General features: G+C 59.5%; 20 protein-coding genes. 11 read left to right on the plus strand and 9 right to left on the minus strand.

The window, feature by feature from the left end; translation table 11 throughout:
• Genes BK662_RS15505 through BK662_RS15525 form a run of 5 tightly spaced genes read right to left on the minus strand, consistent with a single transcriptional unit; the run spans nucleotide 1 to nucleotide 4,861 of the window.
• Entirely contained in the window at nucleotides 1-2,076 is a 2,076-nt protein-coding gene (locus BK662_RS15505; protein ID WP_123358781.1) for a type IV pilus secretin PilQ, read from the minus strand.
• A 13-nt stretch (nucleotides 2,077-2,089) separates the two neighbouring features.
• Nucleotides 2,090-2,617 carry a pilus assembly protein PilP gene (locus BK662_RS15510; protein ID WP_123358782.1) on the minus strand — a complete coding sequence of 176 codons (528 nt, stop codon included), beginning with the start codon at nucleotides 2,615-2,617 and terminating at the stop codon, nucleotides 2,090-2,092.
• A complete protein-coding gene (gene pilO, locus BK662_RS15515) occupies nucleotides 2,614-3,234 on the minus strand; it encodes a type 4a pilus biogenesis protein PilO (RefSeq protein WP_123358783.1) in 621 nt (206 codons plus the stop codon). The genes BK662_RS15510 and pilO overlap by 4 nt, the downstream gene beginning before the upstream one ends.
• On the minus strand, nucleotides 3,231-3,797 hold the full coding sequence (locus BK662_RS15520) for a PilN domain-containing protein (protein WP_123358784.1): 567 nt from the start codon (nucleotides 3,795-3,797) through the stop codon (nucleotides 3,231-3,233). The genes pilO and BK662_RS15520 overlap by 4 nt, the downstream gene beginning before the upstream one ends.
• Entirely contained in the window at nucleotides 3,797-4,861 is a 1,065-nt protein-coding gene (locus BK662_RS15525) for a pilus assembly protein PilM (protein ID WP_123358785.1), read from the minus strand. Before BK662_RS15525 ends, BK662_RS15520 begins: the two co-directional genes overlap by 1 nt.
• Nucleotides 4,862-5,079: 218 nt before the next feature.
• Between BK662_RS15525 and BK662_RS15530 the strand changes: the two genes are divergently transcribed.
• Nucleotides 5,080-7,518, plus strand: a complete 2,439-nt coding sequence (locus tag BK662_RS15530) for a penicillin-binding protein 1A (protein WP_375538998.1) — start codon at nucleotides 5,080-5,082, stop codon at nucleotides 7,516-7,518.
• 269 nt (nucleotides 7,519-7,787) lie between these two features.
• Here BK662_RS15530 and BK662_RS15535 read toward each other — a convergent pair whose 3' ends face one another.
• From BK662_RS15535 to rpmE, 3 genes are all read right to left on the minus strand, one after another.
• Nucleotides 7,788-9,056: a malic enzyme-like NAD(P)-binding protein gene (locus BK662_RS15535; RefSeq protein WP_007899225.1), complete on the minus strand. Its 1,269-nt coding sequence runs from the start codon at nucleotides 9,054-9,056 to the stop codon at nucleotides 7,788-7,790.
• A 182-nt stretch (nucleotides 9,057-9,238) separates the two neighbouring features.
• Nucleotides 9,239-10,039, minus strand: coding sequence for a thermonuclease family protein (locus BK662_RS15540; RefSeq protein WP_123358787.1), 801 nt, complete (start codon nucleotides 10,037-10,039; stop codon nucleotides 9,239-9,241).
• Between the two features lie 14 nt (nucleotides 10,040-10,053).
• The gene (gene rpmE, locus BK662_RS15545; RefSeq protein WP_007899231.1) at nucleotides 10,054-10,284 is read right to left on the minus strand and encodes a 50S ribosomal protein L31; all 231 of its coding nucleotides are present in this window, start codon (nucleotides 10,282-10,284) and stop codon (nucleotides 10,054-10,056) included.
• Between the two features lie 170 nt (nucleotides 10,285-10,454).
• On the opposite strand from rpmE, the gene BK662_RS15550 reads away from it, so the two are divergent.
• The 10 genes from BK662_RS15550 to BK662_RS15595 all read left to right on the plus strand — a co-directional run bounded on the left by BK662_RS15550 (nucleotide 10,455) and on the right by BK662_RS15595 (nucleotide 23,551).
• Nucleotides 10,455-12,674, plus strand: coding sequence for a primosomal protein N' (locus BK662_RS15550; protein ID WP_123358788.1), 2,220 nt, complete (start codon nucleotides 10,455-10,457; stop codon nucleotides 12,672-12,674).
• 220 nt (nucleotides 12,675-12,894) lie between these two features.
• A complete protein-coding gene (gene argS / locus BK662_RS15555) occupies nucleotides 12,895-14,631 on the plus strand; it encodes an arginine--tRNA ligase (RefSeq protein WP_123358789.1) in 1,737 nt (578 codons plus the stop codon).
• Between the two features lies 1 nt (nucleotide 14,632).
• Nucleotides 14,633-15,340, plus strand: a complete 708-nt coding sequence (locus tag BK662_RS15560) for an SPOR domain-containing protein (protein WP_123358790.1) — start codon at nucleotides 14,633-14,635, stop codon at nucleotides 15,338-15,340.
• Nucleotides 15,341-15,638: 298 nt separating this feature from the next.
• Nucleotides 15,639-16,169, plus strand: a complete 531-nt coding sequence (gene hslV / locus BK662_RS15565) for an ATP-dependent protease subunit HslV (RefSeq protein WP_007899242.1) — start codon at nucleotides 15,639-15,641, stop codon at nucleotides 16,167-16,169.
• A 54-nt stretch (nucleotides 16,170-16,223) separates the two neighbouring features.
• Nucleotides 16,224-17,564, plus strand: coding sequence for an ATP-dependent protease ATPase subunit HslU (hslU, locus tag BK662_RS15570; protein ID WP_123358791.1), 1,341 nt, complete (start codon nucleotides 16,224-16,226; stop codon nucleotides 17,562-17,564).
• Between the two features lie 206 nt (nucleotides 17,565-17,770).
• The gene (locus BK662_RS15575; RefSeq protein WP_123358792.1) at nucleotides 17,771-18,151 is read left to right on the plus strand and encodes a gamma-butyrobetaine hydroxylase family protein; all 381 of its coding nucleotides are present in this window, start codon (nucleotides 17,771-17,773) and stop codon (nucleotides 18,149-18,151) included.
• A gap of 242 nt (nucleotides 18,152-18,393) precedes the next feature.
• Nucleotides 18,394-20,073 (plus strand): class II poly(R)-hydroxyalkanoic acid synthase, encoded by a 1,680-nt coding sequence (gene phaC, locus BK662_RS15580; RefSeq protein ID WP_123358793.1) that lies wholly within the window; start codon nucleotides 18,394-18,396, stop codon nucleotides 20,071-20,073.
• A 134-nt stretch (nucleotides 20,074-20,207) separates the two neighbouring features.
• A complete protein-coding gene (gene phaZ, locus BK662_RS15585) occupies nucleotides 20,208-21,062 on the plus strand; it encodes a poly(3-hydroxyalkanoate) depolymerase (protein WP_030129227.1) in 855 nt (284 codons plus the stop codon).
• A gap of 129 nt (nucleotides 21,063-21,191) precedes the next feature.
• Complete coding sequence (gene phaC, locus BK662_RS15590) at nucleotides 21,192-22,874, plus strand: class II poly(R)-hydroxyalkanoic acid synthase (protein WP_123358794.1); 1,683 nt, start codon at nucleotides 21,192-21,194, stop codon at nucleotides 22,872-22,874.
• A gap of 59 nt (nucleotides 22,875-22,933) precedes the next feature.
• Nucleotides 22,934-23,551 carry a TetR/AcrR family transcriptional regulator gene (locus tag BK662_RS15595; RefSeq protein ID WP_123358795.1) on the plus strand — a complete coding sequence of 206 codons (618 nt, stop codon included), beginning with the start codon at nucleotides 22,934-22,936 and terminating at the stop codon, nucleotides 23,549-23,551.
• Nucleotides 23,552-23,712: 161 nt separating this feature from the next.
• On the opposite strand, the gene BK662_RS15600 is transcribed toward BK662_RS15595, so the two are convergent.
• Nucleotides 23,713-24,498, minus strand: coding sequence for a phasin family protein (locus tag BK662_RS15600; protein ID WP_123358796.1), 786 nt, complete (start codon nucleotides 24,496-24,498; stop codon nucleotides 23,713-23,715).
• Nucleotides 24,499-24,506 lie beyond the last annotated feature (8 nt).

Below are 24,506 nucleotides of genomic sequence, written 5' to 3' on the forward strand. Positions count from 1 at the left end.
TCAATGACTCACAGCAATCGCCTGATTGTTCATGATACGCGGAGTGAGAAATACCAGCAGCTCGGATTTTTTCTCCGAAACCACGTCACGCCGGAAAAGGCGGCCAAGATACGGCACATCACCGAGAAATGGCACCTTATCTACAACCTTGCTCTGAGTATTTGAGAAAACCCCACCAATGACGATGGTCTCGCCGTCGTTAACCAACACCTTGGCGTTGACCTCGTTTTTCTTGATCGGCGGTACATCCTGCACTTTGTTCAGGTAGTCCGGTTCGTCCTTGGTAACCTTGACCTCCATGATGATGCGGTTGTCTGGTGTGATCTGCGGGGTCACTTCCAGGGACAGCGAAGCTTCCTTGAATGACACCGAGGTGGCGCCGCTGGAGCTGGCTTCCTGATAGGGAATCTCGGTGCCCTTGAGGATTTTCGCGGTTTCCTTGTCGGACGTGACCACCTTGGGCTGCGAGACGATTTCCCCGTTGCCGGTTTTCTCCATGGCCGAAAGCTCAAGGTCCAGCAGCACATTGTCGGTAATGAAGGCGATGCCGATCCCCGAAGTATTGGCAGAGGTTCCCAGGTCGACGAACGGCGAGTTGGTACTGGTGCTGCCCGGCGTTCCAATGGTGGTCGAAGAGCCGTTGACTCCGGACGTGTTCCAGTTGCCCTTCTGCGCCGAACCACCCCAGCGTACGCCAAGGCTTTTGTCGTAATCGACGTTGGCCTCAACGATGCGCGCCTCGATCATCACCTGACGCACCGGAATATCCAGCTGCGCAACGATACGACGCAGTTCGTCGAGGCGATCCTGGGTCTGGTAGGCAATGATGTTGTTGGTCCGCTCATCGACAGTGATTGAACCTCGCTCGTCGACTTTCGCTTCGGCGCTGGTCACTGACTGGAACAGCTTGGCGATATCGGCGGCCTTGGCGTAGTTGACCTGTAACAGCTCGCGACGCAGAGGCGCCAGTTCGGAGATCTGCTTCTGCGATTCCAGTTCCTGACGCTCTCGGGCAGCGATTTCATCAGCCGGCGCCACCAGCAGCACGTTACCAATCTTGCGCTTATCCAGACCTTTGGTTTTCAACACCAGGTCCAGCGCCTGATCCCACGGCACATTCTGCAGACGCAACGTGATGCCACCCTGCACCGTGTCGCTGGCCACCAGATTGAGGTTGGTGAAATCGGCGATCAGCTGCAGCACCGAGCGCACATCAATGTCCTGAAAATTCAGCGAGAGTTTTTCGCCGGTGTAGGCAAAGCGTTCAGTGTTGCGCTTCTGCAAGTCATCGACAGTCATCGCCCGAATGCTGACGGTCAGTTTGTTGTCGGTCTGATAGGTCGAATAATCGAAGGCGCCACTGGGTTCGATACTGATAATGGCCCGATCGCCCGTGGCGCTGGCGTTGACGAACTGCACCGGCGTAGCGAAATCCTTGACGTCGAGACGTACACGCAACCGTTCAGGCAGTTGGGTCTTGGTGAAACCGACGATGATTTTGCCATCGCGTTCCTGGATGTCCGGGGCGATCGACGGATCCGACAGATCAATGACCACATTGCCTTCACCCTGGGTGCCGCGCTGGAAATCCACGCCCCGAATGGCTTTGCCCACAGGCGCATTGACCCTGGCAGGCGCTGGCGTCGCAGTGGCTGCGCGCGGTGCGCTGACGGCCGGTTTGGGCGCCTTGCTACCAGCCCCTTGCCCGACAACCACGAACAGATTGTTGCCTTCGACGCGGGTGTTGTACGGAGTCAATTGAGTCAGGCTGATGATCAGCCGTGTGCGGTCCTTGGCCTCCACTACCGTGGCGCTGCGGGCATTGCCGCCGCCCAGATCCTGGTTCTTGTTCGCCAACTGACTGGTGACCCCCGGCAAGTCCAGCGCAATCCGCGCAGGCTGCTCTGTCGTGTAACCGTGGGGCTGCGGTGGCGGCCCATCGAACGACAACTTCAACTCGACACGGTCACCGGGCAGCGCGGCGACATCCAGCGCTTTGAGGTTGGCCGCCACTACCATCGGCGACAGAAACGCTATCCATAGCGAAATACCGAAGGTTGAGAAAATCCTGTTCATTATTCGAGTTCCACTATGAGTGCTCTTTCAAAGGGATGGTTCGCGGCCGTTCCAGCCAGGCACCTTCGCCATCGGGAACGATTTCGACCACGTCGACTTGCGTACCGCTGATGGCGACGATCCGCCCATCGTTACGCCCCAGGTAATCGCCGACTTTCAGCCGATGCACGCCGCCCGCCCCGCGCAACAGCGCAAAGGAGCCAGCTGCATTGGAGATCGTGCCGACCATTTCAAATTGCTCGATGTTGAAACCTTCGAGGTACTGCTTGACCCGGGTGGGGTCGGGCTTGACGTTACGCGAGCCGCGCTTCTGACCGGCCAGATCGACTCTGACCTGCCGGGAGAACGGGCTACGCAGGTTGGCAGCGTTGTAGGTGAATGTCGGGTAAGACCGGAATGTCGGCGTTGGTTCAATTTTGCCGGGGGCACGCAGGCGCACTTCGTTCAAATAGGCGTCCAGGTCGCTTAAATCATTGTCGCCGCCACAACCGGCCAGGATGACCAGACACAAAACCATCGACAGGCAACGAATAGGGTTCATTTCTGCAACCCCTTGTCGTTGTAGCGATAGGTCTTGGCAAGGATGCTCATGCGCAACTTCGGGCCATCAGGATTGGCCGGCGCCAGGTCGAAGTCATGCAGGGTGACGATCCGCGGCAGCCCGGCCACACCGCTGACGAAAGTGGCCAGGTCGTGATAAGCGCCAGTGACGGTGATCTGGATAGGCAGCTCGATGTAGAACTGCTGGGTGACCTCCGGGAGCAGCTTGATTTCTTCGAACTCAAGGCCGCTGCCCAGACCGGTGCGGGTGATGTCCTCCAGCAGGCCGGGCACTTCGGTGTCGCTGGGCAATTGCCGTAATAGCATGCCGAAAGAGTTCTCCATTTCCTTCATCTGCTGGGTATACAGCTCCAGATTCGCCGCCATATGGGCTTTGGTCGCGAATTGCTCCCTGAGCGTCGTCTCTTCCTCACGCCTGAGTTCCAGGTGGTTTTGCAGATCGCTGATCAAGAAGCTGTAGCCCAGGGCCAGTACCAGAACCATCAGCAGGACACTCGCCAGGACCTTGATCGCCGGTGGCCAGGAACCCATGTTGTTGGTGTCCAGATCGTTGATGTCGATCTGGCGCAACCCTTCGAACCATTCGGACAGCTTCATTTAGCGCCCCCCACAACTGCGGGCTGAGTCTGACGGACGGTCAATTGAAAAACATTGGCCTGATCCAGCTGTCCGGCGGTGGTCGCTTTGACTTCCGTAAGATTGGGTGCATCGAACCAGTCGGAGGCATCAAGATTGCGCATCAGATCCGAAACACGATTGTTGGACTCCGCCGCGCCGGTGATGGACAACGTCTTGCCGACCATTTTCACCTCGGTGAAATAAACTCCTTCGGGCAAAGTACGCGCCAATTGATCGAAAATCCTCCCGCTGATCGGCCGGTTGCCTTGCAGGTCCTGAATAATGCGCATGCGCTCGACGAGTTGCTGTCGACGGGCCTTCAAGTCGCTGATCTGCTTGATCCGCTCGTCGACCACGGCAATCTGCTTGCTGATGTAATCGTTACGCGCAACTTGCCGATCAATGGCGCCGTTAATGACCTGGTCCGCGATCAGCAATGCCCCCACTGACCCCACCAGCACACCGACCAACGCCAGTAAAAAGCGCTTGCGACGCCCTTCGCGCAACTCTTCACGCCAGGGTAAAAGATTGATCCGCGCCATCAGTCGAAACTCCTGAGGGCCAGCCCGCAGGCAATCATCAGTGCCGGGGCATCGCTCGCCAGGGCTCCGGCGTTGACCTTGCTGCTCAGGGTCATGTTGGAGAATGGATTGGCGACCTGGGTCGGCGTACCCAGTCGCTGCTCGATCAAGCGCTCCAGCCCGGAGACCGAGGCGGTGCCGCCGGCCAAGAGGATGTGATCGACCGAGTTGTACTGGCCGGAGGCAAAGAAAAACTGCAACGAACGCGACACCTGTTGCACCAACGCATCACGAAACGGCTGCAAGACCTCGTTGACGTAATCATCCGGCAAACCGCCCTGCTTCTTCGCCAGCCCCGCCTGCTCGACCGTCAGGCCATAACGACGCTGGATCTCTTCCGTCAATTGACGGCCGCCGAATAATTGTTCGCGGGTGTAGATGATCCGCCCGTTGTGCAGCACGCTCAGGGTGGTCATGGTGGCACCGATATCGACCACCGCCACGGTCAGACGCTCCTGAGAGGCGGCCAACTGGGTTGCCAGCAGGCCGAACGATCGCTCCAGGGCATAGGCTTCGACATCGACCACTCGCGCGGTCAGCCCGGCCAGAGCCAGGGCCGCTTCGCGGACCTCGACGTTTTCCTTGCGACAGGCCGCCAGCAGCACATTGACCCGTTCGGGGTTGCGCGGCGACACGCCCTGCACTTCGAAATCGATCGCCACTTCATCCAATGGATAAGGAATGTACTGATCGGCCTCGATCTTCAGCTGGTTTTCCATCTCGTCGTCGGAAAGACCGGCGTCCATCTCAATGGTCTTGGTGATCACTGCCGAACCGGCCACCGCCACGGCAACGTTCCTGATGCTGGTTTTGGCCTTGGATAGCACCCGCGCAAGAGCCTGCCCTACGCCTTCGAGCTCGGCGATATTTTTCTCGACCACGGCACTGGCGGGCAGCGGTTCGACCGCATAGGCCTCGACCCGATAGCGGTCGCCCTGGCGACTTAGCTCCAGTAGCTTCACCGACGTGGAGCTGATGTCGATCCCCAAAAGCGTATTGGCTTTTTTATTGAAGAGTCCTAGCACTACCAATTCCCTATGACTATCCGTGAGTTACGGACTCTGTAATATCCATTGCGTTCAATACCCCCCGTCTTGACAGAAGCGCAAATGACGCCCCCGACGGAAAAATGCTTATAATGCCGAGCGTTTTTTCCGCTTTCACTGCAAGCGCGGGTCATTCTCTATATAGCCTGAACCCTGATGCCTAATTCATTCTTTGCCCTGGATATCCAAAAGCCTTGATTCGTCTGCTGAAATTTTTCGGTTGGTCCATCGTCGCCGTTTTCTGCGGACTGCTCCTGGGTCTGAGCGGCGCTTTTCTTTACCTTAGCCCCGGATTGCCATCCGTGGAGGCGCTGAGAAGTATTCAGTTGCAGATTCCGTTGCGGGTGTACAGCAGCGACAACAAGTTGATCGCAGAATTTGGCGAAATGCGCCGTACGCCAATCCGTTTCGCCGACATTCCCCCCAATTTCATTAATGCGTTACTAAGTGCTGAAGACGACAATTTCGCCAACCACTACGGCGTCGATCCCAGCAGCCTGATGCGTGCCGCTACCCAACTGGTAAAAAGCGGACACATTCAGTCCGGCGGCAGCACCATCACCATGCAGGTGGCGAAGAACTTCTTCCTGACCAGCGAACGCAGCTTCTCGCGTAAAACCACCGAAATCCTCCTGGCGCTGCAGATCGAACGACAGCTGACCAAGGACGAGATCCTCGAGCTGTACGTCAACAAGATCTATCTGGGCAACCGCGCCTATGGCATCGAGGCGGCGGCGCAGGTCTATTACGGAAAGTCGATTCGTGACGTCAGCCTGGCGCAGATGGCGATGATCGCCGGCCTGCCAAAAGCCCCGTCACGCTTCAACCCGCTGGCCAACCCGGCCCGCAGCAAGGAGCGTCGCGACTGGATCCTTGGGCGCATGTACAAGCTCGGCAAGATCACCGAAGCCGACTACACCACTGCGATCAATGAGCCGCTGAACGCCAGCTACCATGTGCCGACCCCGGAAGTGAATGCACCGTACATCGCCGAAATGGCCCGCGCCGAAATGGTCGGCCGCTATGGCAGCGATGCGTACACCGAAGGCTTCCGTGTCACCACCACGGTGCCGAGCGATTTGCAGGAGATGGCCAACAGCGCGGTTCACGAAGGCTTGATGACCTACGATCAACGGCACGGTTATCGCGGCCCCGAGTCACGCCTGCCGGGTAAAACCCGAGAGGCCTGGGCCCTGGAGCTGACCAAGCAGCGGACCATCAGCAGCCTGGAACCGGCGATCGTGACCCAGGTCGACAAGAACGGCGTGCAGGTGCTGACCCGCACCGGCGAAGAACACGTCGCCTGGGACACCATGAAGTGGGCTCGCCCCTTCCTGAACACCAACAGCATGGGCGCCAATCCGAAGCAGCCGTCGGATGTCGCGCAGGTCGGTGATCTGATTCGCGTGCAGCGTCAGCCAGACAATTCGCTCAAATTCAGCCAGATTCCGCAGGCCCAGGGCGCACTGGTTTCCCTCGACCCGCAGAACGGCGCCATTCGTTCGTTGGTCGGTGGTTTCGCCTTCGAGCAGAGCAACTACAACCGCGCCATGCAGGCCAAGCGTCAGCCGGGTTCGAGCTTCAAGCCGTTCGTCTACAGCGCCGCACTGGACAACGGCTATACCGCCGCCAGCCTGGTGAACGACGCACCGATCGTGTTCGTCGACGAGTATCTGGACAAGGTCTGGCGTCCGAAGAACGACACCAACACCTTCCTCGGCCCGATCCGCATGCGTGAAGCGCTCTACAAGTCGCGCAACCTGGTATCGATCCGCCTGCTGCAAGCGCTGGGTGTCGACCGCACCATCGACTACATCAGCAAATTCGGCTTCAACAAGCAGGACCTGCCGCGCAACCTGTCTCTGGCCTTGGGTACCGCGACCCTGACACCAATGGAAATCGCCACCGGCTGGAGCACCTTTGCCAACGGCGGCTACAAAATCACCCCGTACATCATCGACAAGATTGAAAGCCGCAACGGTGACACGCTATTCGTCGCCAACCCGCCGAGTGTTCCGAAAGGCGCCGTAGCCAGCGATGGCATCGCCGTGCCGGCCTCCGACACCTTCACGGTCAACGCCACCCCAGGCGAAGCGCCGAGCGCCCAGCCAGCGCCACAAGCGCCAGCCGTGGCCGAGCGCATCGTCGATGGCCGCACCACCTACATCCTCAACAGCATGCTTGAGGACGTGATCAAACTCGGTACCGGCCGCCGTGCGTTGGCCTTGGGTCGCAGCGACATTGCGGGCAAGACCGGCACCACCAACGAATCCAAGGACGCCTGGTTCTCCGGCTACAACGCCGATTATGTGACCACCGTCTGGACTGGCTTCGACCAGCCGGAAAGCCTGGGCAAACGCGAGTTCGGCGGCACTGTCGCCCTGCCGATCTGGATGAACTACATGGGTGCCGCCCTCAAAGGCCGACCACCCCATACTCAGCCAGAACCTGAAGGCATTCTCAGCCTGCGCGTCGACCCGATCAGCGGCCGTGCAGCCACCCCAAGCACGCCAGGCGCCTACTTCGAACTGTTCAAGGCCGAAGACACACCACCGTCGGTGAACGAGCTGGGTAACGGTAATGTGCCGGGCAGCCCGTTGCCTGCGGACGAGGCAGCGCCGATCGATTTGTTCTGATCGTGTAGCAACACCCAAAAGCCTCGCCTTCGAAAGAAGAGCGGGGCTTTTTATTGCCTGCCAGTCATGCGCTGAATGACCCGGCCCCTTCGCGGGCAAGCCCGCTCCCACAAGGTTCTGTGGCGCTATCAGGAGTTGTGAACCACAGCGATCCCTGTGGGAGCGGACTTGCCCGCGAAGAGGCCCTTACAAACGATACAAAACTCTCAGATACAAAAAAGCCCCGACTCAGAGTGAGCCGGGGCTTTTGATTGAAGCGCTACAACGGCTTAGCCGTTGAACACGTCATCCACGCTTTTCAGCGGGTAGTTCTTCGGATACGGCAGGGTCGCCACACCGGTCTCGATCGCAGCCTTGGCCACGGCATCGGAGATCAGGGTGATCAGACGGGCATCCATTGGTTTCGGAATGATGTACTCACGACCGAATTCCAGCTTGATGCCGCCGTAGGCGTCGCACACTTCCTGAGGCACTGGCAGCTTGGCCAGTTCACGCAGGGCGTTGGCGGCAGCCACTTTCATTTCTTCGTTGATACGCTTGGCGCGAACGTCCAGGGCACCACGGAAGATGAACGGGAAGCCCAGTACGTTGTTGACCTGGTTCGGGTAGTCCGAACGGCCGGTGGCCATGATCACGTCGTTACGGGTGGCGTGAGCCAGTTCCGGGGAGATTTCCGGATCCGGGTTCGAGCACGCGAACACGATCGGGTTGGCCGCCATGGATTTCAGGCCTTCAGCGCTCAGCAGGTTCGGGCCGGACAGGCCAACGAACACGTCAGCGCCTTCCAGCGCGTCAGCCAGGGTGCGCTTCTCGGTCGCGTGAGCGAACACAGCCTTGTACTGGTTCAGGTCGTCACGCCCGGAGTGGATCACGCCGGTACGGTCAACCATATAAATGTTTTCGATGTTGGCACCCATGCTCACCAGCAATTTCATGCAGGAGATGGCGGCAGCACCAGCGCCCAGGCAGACGATCTTGGCGTCAGCCAGGGTTTTGCCTGCGATTTCCAGGGCGTTGATCATGCCGGCGGCAGTAACGATTGCGGTGCCGTGCTGGTCATCGTGGAATACCGGAATATCGCACTGCTCGATCAGAGCGCGTTCGATCTCAAAGCACTCAGGTGCCTTGATGTCTTCCAGGTTGATGCCACCGAAGGTAATGGAGATACGCTTGACGGTGTCGATGAAGGCTTGCGGGCTTTCGGAGTCGACTTCGATGTCGAACACGTCGATACCGGCGAAGCGCTTGAACAGCACGCCCTTACCTTCCATAACCGGCTTGGAAGCCAATGGGCCGAGGTTACCCAGGCCGAGAATCGCGGTGCCATCGGAAATGACTGCAACCAGGTTGCCCTTGCCGGTGTATTTGTAGGCCAGTTCAGGATCGCGGGCGATTTCGCGTACTGGTTCGGCTACGCCGGGGCTGTAGGCCAGCGACAGATCGCGGGCGGTAGCGGTGGCCTTGGTGAGCTCGACACTCAGCTTCCCTGGACGGGGATGGGCGTGATATTCGAGAGCGGCAGTTTTCAAATCAGACATAGGGGCATTCCGCTTTTTACTGTTGGACAGACGGACCGCCGAGGATACTCGCCTCGCAAAGTCCTCACAAGACTGACCAGTCACCCCTGTCAAGCGCCCGGCCCTACGACTTTGGGCCAAGAGCCACGAAACACAAGGGATAGACTGTTCACAATATATATAAAAAATGTCTACAATTTTTCTTACGGCGCCGCCTGCAACATCACCGGATCGGTCAGCGGCAGAAGCCAGCGCGCCTGCCCCGGTTTCAGTCCACCGCGGCGCGAACGATCCACCACCCAGCCACGAGCCTCGATTTGCTTGCCTTTGAGCTTTTCAAGCGATGCGACATCGAATTGGTCCAGCATATTGGGTGCAACCCGCAATACAACCGAATCCTGCAACTCGATCCAAACCCCGCCGCGATTGCGCTGAACCTTGCTCACACGACCACTGAGCATGGCGAAGCCGGACGCGCTGATCTGCTCCGCTTTCAGTACAGGTGATTGTCGCCACAACCCAAGACCGGCCTGACGAGCACTGCGTTCGGCCGCTTGCTGGCAGACGACCAAATCGACATTCGGTGCCACCGCCACCTGAAAACCGAGGCCCTCGGCGAGCATCTGCGCTTCGAGGTTGGCACCATCGGCACTGTAGACATGGGCCAGGGTGCGACCGTAATGGTCTTTGCTTTCTTTACCCGGCAGCAAACCAACCTGCCCGTCGCTGGCGGCCACCAGTGCTTCAAGGCGTTTGCGCGCGGCCACGGCGAATGGCTCGTCAGAACGCCCCTGCTTGCCCAACTCCGGCGTATTCAAACCGATCATACGCACGCTGCGACCGTCGCGCAGACGCAAGGTGTCGCCATCCACCACCCGCTGCACCGCGACCGACGTCAGCCCGCTCGGCGCCGGGCAGAAGGCCTGGGCACCGGAAAACCAAATCGCGGACACAAAAAAGGCGCCCGCGAGGGACGCCTTTTTCATCAGCAAGGAAAAGCCCATCGGGCCCTTCAACCTTACTCTGCAGCAGCTGGAGCTTTCTTGCCGAAAGCGCCGAAACGATCTGCGAAGCGCTGTACACGACCGCCAGTATCCAGAGTCTTCTGCTTACCGGTGTAGAACGGGTGGCATTCGTTGCATACGTCGATCGCCAGAGGCTTGGCCAGGTTCGAACGAGTTTCGAACTTGTTGCCACAGCTGCAGGTAACTGCGGTGATTTCGTATGTTGGATGGATATCGGCTTTCATGATGTATTCCTCAGGCTAGCGTGCCGCCACTCAACACCATTGTTGAATACCGCACGTAATTAGGCCGCGGATTCTACCAGACCTTTGCAATCACGCAAGCTGTCGCTTAAACCAGTCGTCTGCTAGGCTCCCGGCCTTCTTCATCGCCCTCTCATCGAGAAAACAATCGCGTGCCCAACGCCATTTTGCGCCTCGCCCTGCCTTCACCCCTGCGCCGCCTGTTCGATTACCGTGCCCCGGCCGGAGTCCTGCGCGCCCAGTTGCACCCGGGCATGCGCTTGCGGGTGCCGTTCGGCCGGCGGGAGATGATCGGGATTCTGGTGGAGGTCACCGACACCAGCGAAGTACCGGCAGAAAAGCTCAAACCGGCCCTGGCGCTGCTCGACGCCACGCCGCCACTGCCGCCCGCGCTGTTCAAACTGTGTCTATGGACTTCTCAGTATTACCAGCACAGCCTCGGCGACACCTTGAGCTGGGCACTGCCGGTATTATTGCGTCAGGGTGAACTGGCCGAAGCACGCCAGGAACGCTTCTGGTCTGCTGCGCCCGGCGCCAGCCTTGATGACCCGCGCATCGCCCGCGCACCGCGACAGCGTGAAGCCTTGGCGACCCTGGCCCAGCATCCTCATGGCGTTGCTCATCAGTTGCTGAGCAAACTGATGCTGAGCAAAGACAGCCTCGATCTGCTGCTGGCCAAGGATCTGGTGCAAGTAGAAATCCGCAAGCACGCCCCCGGCGCCCGCCACGAACACTGGCTGGCGCAACCGGAATTGCCGCTCAACCCCGATCAGCGCGCCGCTTATGAAGCGATTCGCGCCGGGTTCGACAGTTATCACGCATTCCTGCTGGCGGGCGTCACCGGCAGTGGCAAGACCGAAGTCTATTTGCAGTTGATCCGCGAAACCCTCGAGGCCGGCAAGCAAGCCCTGGTGCTGATCCCGGAGATCAACCTCGGCCCGCAAACCCTGGCGCGCTTCGAGCAGCGTTTCAATGCACGCATCGCGCTGATCCACTCCGCAGTCAATGACCGCGAACGCCTGGAAGCCTGGCTGGCGGCGCGGGATGGCGAGGCCGACATTATTATCGGTACCCGTTCGGCTCTGTTCACGCCGATGAAGAACCCCGGCCTGATCATCATCGATGAAGAGCACGACGGCTCTTATAAACAGCAGGAAGGCCTGCGCTACCACGCCCGCGATCTGGCGCTGGTTCGCGCCCGGCAGGAAAACATCCCGATTGTCCTCGGTTCCGCCACACCTTCGCTGGAAAGCCTGCAAAACGCCTACACCGGTCGTTACGGCCTCTTACGCCTGAATGAGCGGGCCGGTGGTGCCAAGCAACCGCGTTTCCTGCGCCTGGACGTGAAAAGTCGCCCGCTGGACAGCGGCATTTCCGGGCCGATGCAGCAAGCCATCGGTCAGACCCTGGCCGCCGGCCAGCAAGTGCTGGTGTTCCTCAATCGCCGAGGGTTCGCCCCGACGCTGCTCTGTCACGACTGCGGCTGGATGTCTGAATGCCAGCGCTGCGACGCGCGAATGACCGTACACCAGCGCTCCGGCGAACTGCGTTGCCACCATTGTGGCTACGTCGAGCGAGTGCCCCGGCATTGCCCGAAGTGCGGCAAGGTCGATCTGCGGCCCGTAGGCGCCGGTACCGAGCGCGCCGAAGAACGCCTGGGGATTCTGTTTCCGGACGTCCCGGTGCTGCGAGTCGACCGCGACAGCACTTCACGCAAAGACGCGATGAATCAACTGTTCGCCACCATCCAGAAAGGCCAGCCGTGCATTCTGGTCGGCACACAGATGCTCGCCAAAGGGCACCACTTTCCACGGGTGACCCTGGTGTCGATTCTGGATGCCGACGGCGGACTGTTCTCCGGCGACTTCCGCGCCAGTGAACGCATGGCGCAATTGATCGTCCAGGTCGCCGGGCGCGCGGGGCGGGCCGAAGAGCCGGGCAAAGTGATTATCCAGACGCACCTGGCGGACCACCCACTGCTGGTGCAACTGACCGAACAAGGCTATTTCGCCTTTGCCGAACAGGCGTTGAGCGAGCGCCGCTCCGCAGGGCTTCCGCCGTTTGCGCATCTCGCGCTGCTGCGGGCCGAAGCGCATAAACCGGGGCAGGCCGAAGGCTTCCTCGATGAGGCGTGCAGCGAGGCCGAGCGTTTGCTGGCCGAGCAGAATCTGACCGGGATTGAGTTGCTGGGACCGGTGCCGGCACCGATGGAGCGCCGGGCCGGGCGTTATCGTGCGCAGTTGTTGCTGCAAGCCACGGCCCGGGCGCCGCTGCATCGGTTGCTGAGCAGTTGGTTGCTGGTTTTGGAGCAAATGCCGAGTGGGCGGGCGGTGCGTTGGTCTTTGGATGTTGATCCAGTGGATTTGTATTGATTTTGAAGTCGCTATCGCGAGCAGGCTCGCTCCCACAATTGATCTGTGTCGTTCACAAATCCCTGTGGGAGCGAGCCTGCTCGCGATGGGGCCCGAATTGTCACCACATATCCATAACCTGCCCGCTATAGTTGGCAAGCCCGTCTTCGCCACGGATAATACCCAGTTTTTCCACTAGCGCATCGAAGCGCCGCCGCGCCTGCGGTCGACAGAGAACACCATGAAAGACACCATTCGCCAGCTGATCCAACAAGCCATCACCCAACTCGTCAACGAAGGTGTGTTGCCTGAAGGCCTGTCGCCGGCGATCCAGGTGGAAAACTCTCGCGACAAGAAAAACGGCGACTTCGCCAGCAACATCGCCATGATGCTGGCCAAGCCTGCGGGCATGAAACCCCGCGACCTGGCCGAGAAAATCATCGCCGCGCTGCCGGCTGACGAGAACGTCTCCAAAGCCGAAATCGCCGGCCCCGGCTTCCTGAACTTCTTTCAGAACACTCAAGCCCTGGCGACCCGCCTGGACGCGGCGCTGGCCGACGACCACATCGGCGTGCGCAAGGCCGGCCCGGTGCAGCGCACCGTGGTAGACCTGTCGGCGCCGAACCTGGCCAAAGAAATGCACGTCGGCCATTTGCGCTCGACCATCATCGGCGACGGCGTGGCCCGGGTTCTGGAATTTCTCGGCGACGAAGTGATCCGCCAGAACCACGTTGGCGACTGGGGCACCCAGTTCGGCATGCTGATGGCTTATCTGCAGGAAAACCCGATCACCAGCGATGAGCTGTCGGACCTGGAAAACTTCTACCGCGCCGCCAAGCAACGCTTCGACGAGTCCGAAGAATTCGCTGATCGCGCCCGTGGCCTGGTGGTCAAGCTGCAAGCCGGCGACCCGGACTGCCTGGCGCTGTGGACCAAGTTCAAGGACATCTCGCTGTCGCACTGCCAGAAAATCTACGAACTGCTGAACGTCAAACTGACCATGGCCGACGTAATGGGTGAAAGCGCCTATAACGACGACCTGATCAACGTGGTCAACGACCTCAAGGCCGCTGGCCTGCTGGTCGAGAGCAACGGCGCCCAGTGCGTGTTCCTCGACGAGTTCAAGAACGCCGACGGCGACCCGCTGCCGGTGATCATCGTCAAGGCTGACGGCGGCTACCTCTACGCCACCACCGATTTGGCGGCCGTGCGCTACCGCAGCGGCAAGCTCAAGGCTGATCGCGCGTTGTACTTCGTCGACCAGCGTCAGGCCCTGCACTTCCAGCAAGTGTTCCAGGTCGCGCGCCTGGCCGGCTTCGTGACCCATCCGATGGAAATGGAACACATGGGCTTCGGCACCATGAACGGCGCCGATGGCCGTCCGTTCAAGACCCGTGATGGCGGCACCGTGAAGCTGATCGACCTGCTGACCGAAGCTCAGGAACGCGCCTACACCCTGGTGAAAGAGAAGAACCCTACACTTGCCGAAGACGAGTTGCGCAACATCGCCAAGGTCGTGGGCATCGGCGCCGTGAAATACGCCGACCTGTCCAAGCACCGCACCAGCGACTACAGCTTCAACTTCGACCTGATGCTGAACTTCGAAGGCAACACCGCGCCGTACCTGCTGTACGCCTACACTCGTGTGGCCGGTGTGTTCCGCAAACTCGGCAAGGATTTCAGCGAAGTCGAAGGGCAGATCGTCCTCGAAGCGGCGCACGAACATGAGCTGGCGACGAAACTGGCGCAGTTCGGCGAAATCCTGAATAACGTATCCGACAAAGGTACGCCGCACATTCTCTGCACCTACCTGTACGATGTTGCCGGCCTGTTCTCCAGTTTCTACGAGAACTGCCCGATCCTCGGTGCCGACACCCCGGCGCAAATGCAGAGCCGCCTGCGCCTCGCCGCGCTGACCGGCCGCACTCTCAAGCAAGGCCTGGAACTCTTGGGTCTGGAAACTCTGGAGCGTATGTAAGTTGGCTGCCAAGAAAAAACCTGCACCCAAGCGTGGCGCCAGCCGTTATCAAGCTCCTGCAAAGCAACCGATCCCGGGCTGGCTGTGGATGGCCATCGGCCTGACAGTCGGTGCGTTCATTGTGTTCCTGATGAAGCTGGAACCGGGCAAGGGCAGCGATAGCGTCAAGCGTGAGAAGATCGAGCAGCAGAAAGCCACCAAGATCGCCGAGGCCAACAAGACTCCGCCGAGCCCGACGCAACCGGTGAAGCCGAAGTACGACTTCTACACCTTGCTGCCGGAATCGGAAGTCATCGTGCCGCCGGACGCAGTGCCGGAGAAAACCCTGCCGACGCCACAAGTGCCGGCCATTCCGACCACGCCGGTGACGCCTGCGGAAGCAGCGAAGATCGACACGGCCCGGGCTCAAGCGGCATTGGCCGGCATCACCCCGCCACCCGCACCGCCCGTGGCGAAAGCAGCGCCGGTGACCAAGTTCTTCTTGCAGGCCGGTTCGTTCCGCAAGGAAGCCGATGCCGACAAGGTGCGTGCGCAGATCATTCTGCTGGGGCAGGCCGTGGCGGTTGAATCCGGCACTGTGAAGGACGAAACCTGGTATCGGGTGCTGGTCGGCCCGTTCAGCAACCGCGAACAGCTGACCACCGCTCAGAAACAACTGGCCGGCAGCGGCTTCAGCAACCTGTTGTTACAACAACGTCAGAGTCGCTGATTTCGTCAGAGGCACTGCGTCATCGTTTTTCGCGGGCAAGTCGGATCGCCGCACCGCTCGCTCCTACAGGGATCATGCAAATCTCTGTAGGAGCTGCCGCAGGCGGCGATCTTTTCAGGGGTTGCAGTATCCCGTTTTGCTGACAATCAAGAGCAAGATCAAAAGATCGCAGCCTTCGGCAGCTCCTACGCGCCTCGCACCGCTCGTCCCCCGCCGCGTCCTACAGTTGAAAAACGCTCCACCACCCCCATATGAGTTGGCATAAGGCATTTTCGCCCCGCTGCGTGGAGACTCTCCCTTGACCACCATCGTTTCAGTTCGCCGCCACGGCAAAGTCGTCATGGGCGGCGACGGCCAGGTTTCGCTCGGCAATACCGTGATGAAAGGCAACGCGAAGAAAGTTCGCCGCCTCTACCACGGCCAGGTTATCGCCGGTTTTGCCGGGGCCACCGCTGACGCCTTCACGCTCTTCGAGCGTTTCGAAGGCCAGCTTGAGAAACATCAGGGCCACTTGGTTCGCGCCGCCGTCGAACTCGCCAAAGAATGGCGCACCGACCGCTCCCTGAGCCGCCTCGAAGCGATGCTCGCGGTCGCCAACAAAGATGCCTCCCTGATCATCACCGGCAACGGTGACGTGGTTGAGCCCGAAGAAGGCCTGATCGCCATGGGTTCCGGCGGCGGCTATGCCCAGGCTGCCGCGAGTGCCCTGTTGAAGAAAACCGATTTGTCGGCGCGGGAAATTGTCGAAACAGCGCTCGGCATCGCCGGCGACATCTGCGTATTCACCAACCACACCTTCACCATTGAGGAGCAGGACCTCGCTGAGTAAGCCTGTTTCGGCCTAGCGCCACGGCTCACTTTTGCTTGAGGACCGCCAATTATTATGCCCATGACCCCCCGTGAAATCGTCCACGAACTCAATCGCCATATCATCGGCCAGGACGATGCCAAACGCGCCGTCGCCATCGCTTTGCGCAACCGCTGGCGCCGGATGCAGCTGCCCGAAGAGCTGCGCGTCGAAGTCACCCCCAAGAACATCCTGATGATCGGCCCGACCGGTGTCGGTAAAACCGAGATTGCCCGTCGCCTGGCCAAGCTCGCCAACGCGCCGTTCATCAAAGTCGAAGCGACCAAGTTCACCGAAGTGGGCTACGTCGGCCGCGACGTCGAATCGATCATTCGTGATCTGGCCGACGCCGCGATCAAGCTGCTGCGCGAACAGGAAATGACCAAGGTTCGCCACCGCGCCGAAGACGCCGCCGAAGAGCGCATCCTCGACGCTTTGCTGCCACCGGCACGCATGGGCTTCAGCAACGAGGACGCCGCACCGTCCCAGGATTCCAACACCCGTCAGCTGTTCCGCAAACGCCTGCGTGAAGGTCAGCTGGATGACAAGGAGATCGAAATCGAAGTGGCCGAAGTGTCCGGCGTCGATATCTCCGCGCCACCAGGCATGGAAGAAATGACCAACCAGCTGCAGAGCCTGTTCACCAACATGGGCAAGGGCAAGCGCAAAAACCGCAAGCTCAAGGTCAAGGAAGCGCTGAAACTGGTTCGCGACGAAGAAGCCGGTCGCCTGGTCAACGAAGAAGAACTGAAGGCCAAGGCCCTGGAAGCCGTTGAGCAGCACGGTATCGTGTTCATCGATGAAATCGACAAAGTCGCCAAGCGTGGCAATTCCGGTGGCATCGACGTGTCCCGCGAAGGCGTACAGCGCGACTTGCTGCCGCTGATCGAAGGCTGCACCGTCAACACCAAACTGGGCATGGTCAAGACTGACCACATCCTGTTCATCGCTTCCGGTGCGTTCCACCTGAGCAAGCCGAGCGATCTGGTGCCGGAGCTGCAAGGTCGCCTGCCGATTCGGGTCGAGCTCAAGGCCCTGAGCCCGGAAGATTTCGAGCGCATCCTCAGCGAGCCGCATGCATCGCTCACCGAGCAGTACTGTGCACTGCTGAAAACCGAAGGTCTGCTCATCGAATTCCTGCCGGACGGCATCAAGCGTCTCGCCGAGATCGCCTGGCAGGTCAACGAGAAAACCGAAAACATCGGTGCCCGTCGTCTGCACACCCTGCTCGAGCGCCTGCTCGAAGAGGTGTCGTTCAGCGCCGGTGACCTGGCCAGCACCCACGAGGACAAGCCGATCCTGATCGATGCTGATTACGTCAACAGTCACTTGGGCGAATTGGCGCAGAACGAAGACCTGTCCCGTTATATCCTGTAGGTCTCAATCTGTGTGAGCGGGCTTCTGTGGCGAGGGAGCTTGCTCCCGCTGGGTCACGAAGCGACCCCAAAAGTCAGTGAATGCGGTCTGCTAGACGGCCCCCATTCACCGAGTTTACGGCTGCTGCGCAGCCGGGCGGGAGCAAGCTCCCTCGCCACAGGTCACCCGTCGACACAGGGCCTCCATACAAACGGACGACCGGCCCCATGACGACCCAACTCCCCACCGACATCAAACTCCACAAAGCCTCTAAAACCCTGACGCTCAAATACGCGTCCGGCGAGGAATATCACCTGAGCGCCGAGTTCCTTCGTGTGCATTCTCCTTCCGCCGAAGTCCAGGGACACGGCAAACCTATCCTGCAATTTGGCAAGATCGGCGTAGGCCTGAGCAAAGTCGAACCGGCCGGTCAGTACGCACTGAAATTGACCTTCGACGACGGCCACGACAGCGGCCTGTTCACTTGGGAATATCTGTACCAGCTGGCAGTGCGCCAGGAAGATCTCTGGAGTGATTATCTTGCGGAACTCAAAGCGGCTGGAAAGACCCGTGATCCGAATGAATCCGTCGTCAAGCTGATGCTCTAGGTCAGGCCTCTGGCTATTTAGAGGGCATTTTCTAATTCCATCTGTTTGAATGCTTCGCTGCGGTGGCAACGATTGGCCCGCTTGCGAAAAAAATTAAACTCGGGTAACCAATGGAACTGGCAAGTTCCGTGCATTTGTAGCGATGCGCAATTAACGGTCACCCGAGCAGTAGTACCTGGCGTTTGTTGTGTGACTACACAGCTGGACTCAGGTACTCGTCTCAGGACAATGGAGCGTCGTAGATGAGTAACAAGCTTAACGATGACTTGAAATTTCAGGCTTCGGAAAACACCTTGGGGCTGAATCCTGTTGTTGGACTACGTAGAAAGGATCTCTTGGGCTCTGCCCGTATGGTGCTGAGCCAGGCCATCAGACAACCCATCCACAGTGCCAGGCATGTCGCCCATTTCGGCATCGAACTCAAGAACGTGCTGCTCGGAAAATCCGAGCTTCAACCGCAAAGTGATGACCGTCGCTTCCTTGATCCGGCCTGGAGCCAGAACCCGCTCTACAAACGTTATTTACAAACTTATCTGGCGTGGCGCAAGGAGCTTCACGCGTGGATCGATGACAGCAACCTCTCGCCCAAGGACGTCGCTCGCGGGCATTTCGTGATTAACCTCATGACCGAAGCCATGGCCCCGACCAACACGGCGGCCAACCCGGCGGCGGTCAAACGCTTCTTCGAAACCGGTGGCAAGAGCCTGCTCGACGGCCTCTCCCATCTGGCCAAGGATCTGGTTCATAACGGCGGTATGCCGAGCCAGGTCAACATGGGCGCATTCGAAGTCGGCAAGAGCCTGGGCGTGACCGAAGGCGCGGTGGTCTTTCGCAACGACGTGCTGGAGCTGATCCAGTACAAGCCGATCACCGAGCAAGTGCATGAACGCCCGCTGCTGGTAGTGCCGCCACAGATCAACAAGTTCTACGTTTTCGACCTGAGCCCGGACAAGAGCCTGGCGCGCTTCTGCCTGCGCAACAACGTGCAGACGTTCATCGTCAGCTGGCGCAACCCGACCAAGGAGCAGCGCGAGTGGGGTCTGTCGACCTACATCGAAGCGCTCAAGGAAGCGGTCGATGTCGTCACCGCGATCACCGGCAGCAAAGACGTGAACATGCTCGGTGCCTGCTCCGGCGGCATCACCTGCACCGCCCTGCTGGGTCACTACGCAGCGATCGGCGAGAAGAAGGTCAACGCCCTCACCCTGCTGGTCAGCGTGCTGGACACCACCCTGGACAGCGATGTGGCCTTGTTCGTCGACGAGCAAACCCTCGAAGCCGCCAAGCGCCATTCCTACCAGGCCGGTGTGCTGGAAGGTCGCGACATGGCGAAAGTCTTCGCCTGGATGCGCCCCAACGACCTGATCTGGAACTACTGGGTCAACAACTACCTGCTGGGTAATGAGCCGCCGGTTTTCGACATTCTGTTCTGGAACAACGACACCACCCGGTTGCCGGCGGCGTTCCACGGCGACCTGATCGAGATGTTCAAAAATAACCCATTGATCCGCTCCGATGCCCTGGAAGTGTGCGGCACGCCGATCGACCTCAAGCAGGTGACCGCCGACATCTTTTCCCTGGCCGGTACCAACGATCACATCACTCCGTGGAAGTCCTGCTACAAATCCGCGCAGCTGTTCGGTGGCAAGGTCGAGTTCGTGCTGTCCAGCAGCGGGCATATCCAGAGCATTCTGAACCCTCCGGGCAATCCGAAAGCGCGCTACATGACCAGCACCGAAATGCCGGTCAAAGCCGAAGAGTGGATGGAAAATTCCACCAAGCACACCGATTCCTGGTGGTTGCATTGGCAGGCATGGCAGGCCGAACGTTCGGGCAAACTGAAGAAATCCCCCGCCAACCTTGGCAACAAGGCCTATCCAGCGGGTGAAGCTTCGCCGGGTACTTACGTGCATGAACGTTGAGCTTCAAATAACTCGTAGTCCGCGGCACTGGGAGGTGCCGCGATTTCTACCCATCACTCTCGGGGCCAGCCTCGAACATTCTGCGACGGCCCGGGACGGCTCGATCAGCGTTTAAAACCTACAGGGCTCTGTGCATGCCGCAACCGTTCGTCTTTCGTACCGTCAACCTGGATGGCCAGACCCTCCGCACTGCGGTACGCCCCGGCAAGCCTCACTTGACGCCCTTGCTGATTTTCAACGGCATCGGCGCCAACCTGGAGCTGATATTCCCGTTCGTCCAGGCTCTGGATCCGGATCTGGAAGTCATCGCCTTCGACGTACCCGGCGTCGGCGGCTCATCGACTCCCAACCGCCCGTATCGTTTTTCGGGCCTGGCGAAACTCACGGCGCGAATGCTCGACTATCTCGATTACGGGCAAGTCAACGTGATTGGCGTGTCGTGGGGTGGCGCCCTGGCGCAGCAGTTCGCCCATGACTATCCCGAGCGCTGCAAGAAACTGGTACTGGCGGCCACGGCAGCCGGCGCCGTGATGGTGCCGGGCAAGCCGAAAGTACTGTGGATGATGGCCAGCCCACGGCGCTACATCCAGCCATCCCATGTGATTCGTATTGCACCGATGATCTATGGCGGCTCGTTCCGTCGCGATCCGACCCTGGCAGCCAGTCACGCCGCCCGGGTCCGCTCGGCAGGCAAACTCGGTTATTACTGGCAGCTGTTCGCCGGCCTCGGCTGGACCAGCATTCACTGGCTGCACAAGATCAACCAGCCAACGTTGGTGTTGGCCGGCGACGACGATCCACTGATTCCGCTGATCAACATGCGCATGTTGGCTTGGCGAATTCCCAACGCCCAATTGCACATCATCGACGATGGGCATCTGTTTTTGATTACCCGTGCCGAAGCGGTGGCACCGATCATCATGAAGTTTCTTGAGGAAGAACGTCAGCGCGCAGTCATGCATCCGCATCCGGCGCCATCGGGCGGTTAGCCGACCCCGGCTTTTGTTTATTAAAAGGAGTTGGCAGGACGCCGTGCCGCGCAACAACCCGCAACAGCGTCTATGGTGTTTTGTTCGGGTGTGTTTGTTTTTGGCCTGACGACGAAGGAGTGTTAACTCATGCGCGACAAACCAGCGAAGGGCTCTTTGCCTACTCCCGCTGCATTCATCAATGCACAGAGTGCGGTTACCGGTCTGCGCGGCCGGGACCTGCTTTCGACCTTGCGCAGCCTGGCCACCCACGGCCTGCGCAACCCGGTGTATACGGCCCGGCATGCCTTGAAGCTGGGCGGCCAGTTGGGCCGCGTATTGTTGGGTGAAACCCTGCACCCGACCAACCCGCAGGACAGTCGCTTTGCCGACCCGACGTGGAGCCTCAATCCTTTTTACCGCCGCAGCCTGCAGGCCTATCTGAGCTGGCAGAAAGAAGTCAAAAGCTGGATCGACGAGAGCAACATGAGCCCGGACGATCGTGCCCGCGCCCACTTCGCCTTTGCCTTGATCAACGACGCCGTGGCGCCGTCCAATACCCTGCTCAATCCGCTGGCGATCAAGGAATTTTTCAACTCCGGCGGTAACAGTCTGGTGCGGGGTATCGGGCATCTGCTCGACGACCTCCTGCACAACGACGGCCTGCCCAGACAGGTCACCAAGCAATCGTTCGAGGTGGGCAAAACGGTTGCCACCACTACCGGCTCCGTGGTGTTTCGCAATGAGCTTCTGGAGCTGATCCAGTACAAGCCGATGAGCGAAAAACAGTATTCAAAGCCATTGCTGATCGTGCCGCCACAGATCAACAAGTACTACATTTTCGACTTGAGCCCCGGCAACAGCTTCGTCCAGTACGCCCTTAAAAACGGTTTGCAGACCTTCATTATCAGCTGGCGCAATCCCGATGTACGTCATCGCGAATGGGGGTTGTCTTCTTACGTCGAAGCCGCCGAAGAAGCGATGAATGTGTGCCGGGCAATCACCGGCGCTCGCGAGGTCAACCTGATGGGGGCCTGTGCCGGCGGGCTGACCATTGCCGCATTGCAAGGGCATTTGCAGGCCAAGCGGCAGCTACGAAGGGTCTCCAGCGCGACCTACCTGGTCAGCATGCTCGACAGCCAGATCGACAGCCCGGCCACCCTCTTCGCCGATGAACAAACGCTGGAAGCGGCCAAGCGCCGCTCGTATCAGAAGGGCGTGCTGGAAGGTCGTGACATGGCCAGGGTGTTTGCCTGGATGCGTCCCAACGACTTGATCTGGAATTACTTCGTCAATAACTACCTGCTGGGCAAGGAGCCGCCAGCGTTCGACATCCTCTACTGGAACAATGACAACACGCGCCTGCCGGCGGCGTTTCATGGCGACCTGCTGGATTTCTTCAAGCACAACCCGCTGAGTCATCCGGGTGGGCTGGAAGTGTGCGGCACGCCGATCGACCTGCAGAAAGTCACCGTCGACAGTTTCAGCGTGGCGGGCATGAATGATCACATCACCCCGTGGGATGCGGTATATCGCTCGGCATTGCTGCTGGGTGGCGAGCGGCGCTTTGTGCTGTCCAACAGCGGTCATGTACAGAGCATTCTGAACCCGCCTCACAATCCGAAAGCCAACTACGTCGAGAATCCGAAACTGAGCAGCGACCCGCGGGCCTGGTATTACGACGCCAAGCGCGTCGACGGCAGTTGGTGGACGCAATGGCTGGGCTGGATTCAGGAACGCTCCGGCGCACAACGTGAAACCCAGATGGCCCTCGGCAACCAGAACTATCCACCGATGGAGGCGGCACCTGGTACTTACGTGCGCGTGCGCTGACGTTCAACGAACCACGGCCGCCAATGGCCGTGGCATGACTCGACCATTAAGAAGACTGGATGAAAACCCGCGACCGGATTCTCGAATGTGCCCTGCAGTTGTTCAATCAGAAGGGCGAACCGAATGTGTCCACCATGGAAGTGGCCAACGAAATGGGCATCAGCCCGGGCAACCTTTACTACCACTTCCACGGCAAGGAACCGCTGATCCTCGGGCTGTTCGAGCGTTTCCAGGCCGAGCTGACGCCCTTGCTTGATCCTCCATCCGATGTGGAGTTGGCGCCCGAAGATTATTGGCTGTTCCTGCACCTGATCATCGAACGTCTGGCCCACTACCGGTTTTTGTTCCAGGACCTGTCGAACCTTGCCGGCCGCCTGCCGAAACTGGCCAAGGGGATACGCAACCTGCTCAATGCGTTGAAGCGCACACTAGCGTCATTGCTGGCACAGTTGAAAGCTCAAGGTCAGTTGGTCAGTGATACCCAGGCGCTGGGCCAGCTGGTGGAACAAATCACCATGACATTGCTGTTCTCGCTGGACTATCAGCGGATTCTCGACCGTGAAGGTGAAGTGAGACTGGTGGTGTATCAGATCATGATGCTGGTGGCGCCGCATTTGCTGCCGCCGATCAAGGTTGCGACCGAGCGGTTGGCGTTGCAGTACCTTGAAGAGCATTAACATCAAAAGATCGCAGCCTTCGGCAGCTCCTGCAGATATATGCAATCTCATGCAGGAGCTGCCGAAGGCTGCGATCTTTTTTCGACAGTTGACCCATTTCGTGAATCTTCAAAACAAAAACGCCCGACCTTTGCAGGCCGGGCGTTTTTTTAGTCCTGAACTCAGGACTGACTGGTTGGCGTCGATGGAGCCGGCGCGGCAGTCGGGGTTACAGCAGGGGTCGGAGCAGTGGCGGAGTTCGCCGTGCTGACCGGGGTTACCGGCTTGGCGGCAGCCGCTGCTGGTTTCGGTGCAGCCGCTTTCGGGGCGGCCGGTTTTTTCACTGCTGGCTTTTTCGCTGCGGCGGGTTTGGCTGCTGCGGTTTTAGCTGCAGGTTTGGCCGCCGGTTTTGCGGCTGGTTTTGCGGCCGCTTTGGCTGCTGGTTTCGCCGCTGCAGTTTTGGTTGCCGGTTTAGCGGCAGCCTTGGCCAATGGTTTGGCTACGCTTTTGGCTGCTGGTTTGGCCGCAGCGGTTTTCGCTGCAACAGGCGCAACCTTGGCACCGGTGAGTTTTTCGATTTGCTTGGTCAGGGTATCGACCTTGCTGTGCAGCGCTTTTACCTCATTGCGGCTCGGTACACCCAGGCGCGAAATGGCGCTGTTCAGACGCTTGTCGAAAGCCCCTTCCAGCTCATCCCATTTGCCCAGTGCGCGATCTTTCACGCCGCTGATGCGCGACTTGGCCGACGAAGCAGAGTCCTTGGCGGCATCGACTTTCTTGCCGACAGCGCTCTTGGTGAGCTTCTCGGCTTTCTCGCCGTCCTTAACCAATGTATCGAAGAGCTTGCTGCCGTCAGTGTCAATCTTCGAGTACACGCCTAAACCAGCCAGCCAGATCTTGCGGGAGTAGTCTTCGACCTTCCCGATCCACGAGCTGCCTTCTTTTTCAGTATTCTTTTTACCAGCCATCCCGTTCT

The organism is Pseudomonas frederiksbergensis (assembly GCF_003732275.1).
GTDB classification, from domain to species: Bacteria; Pseudomonadota; Gammaproteobacteria; order Pseudomonadales; family Pseudomonadaceae; genus Aquipseudomonas; species Aquipseudomonas frederiksbergensis_H.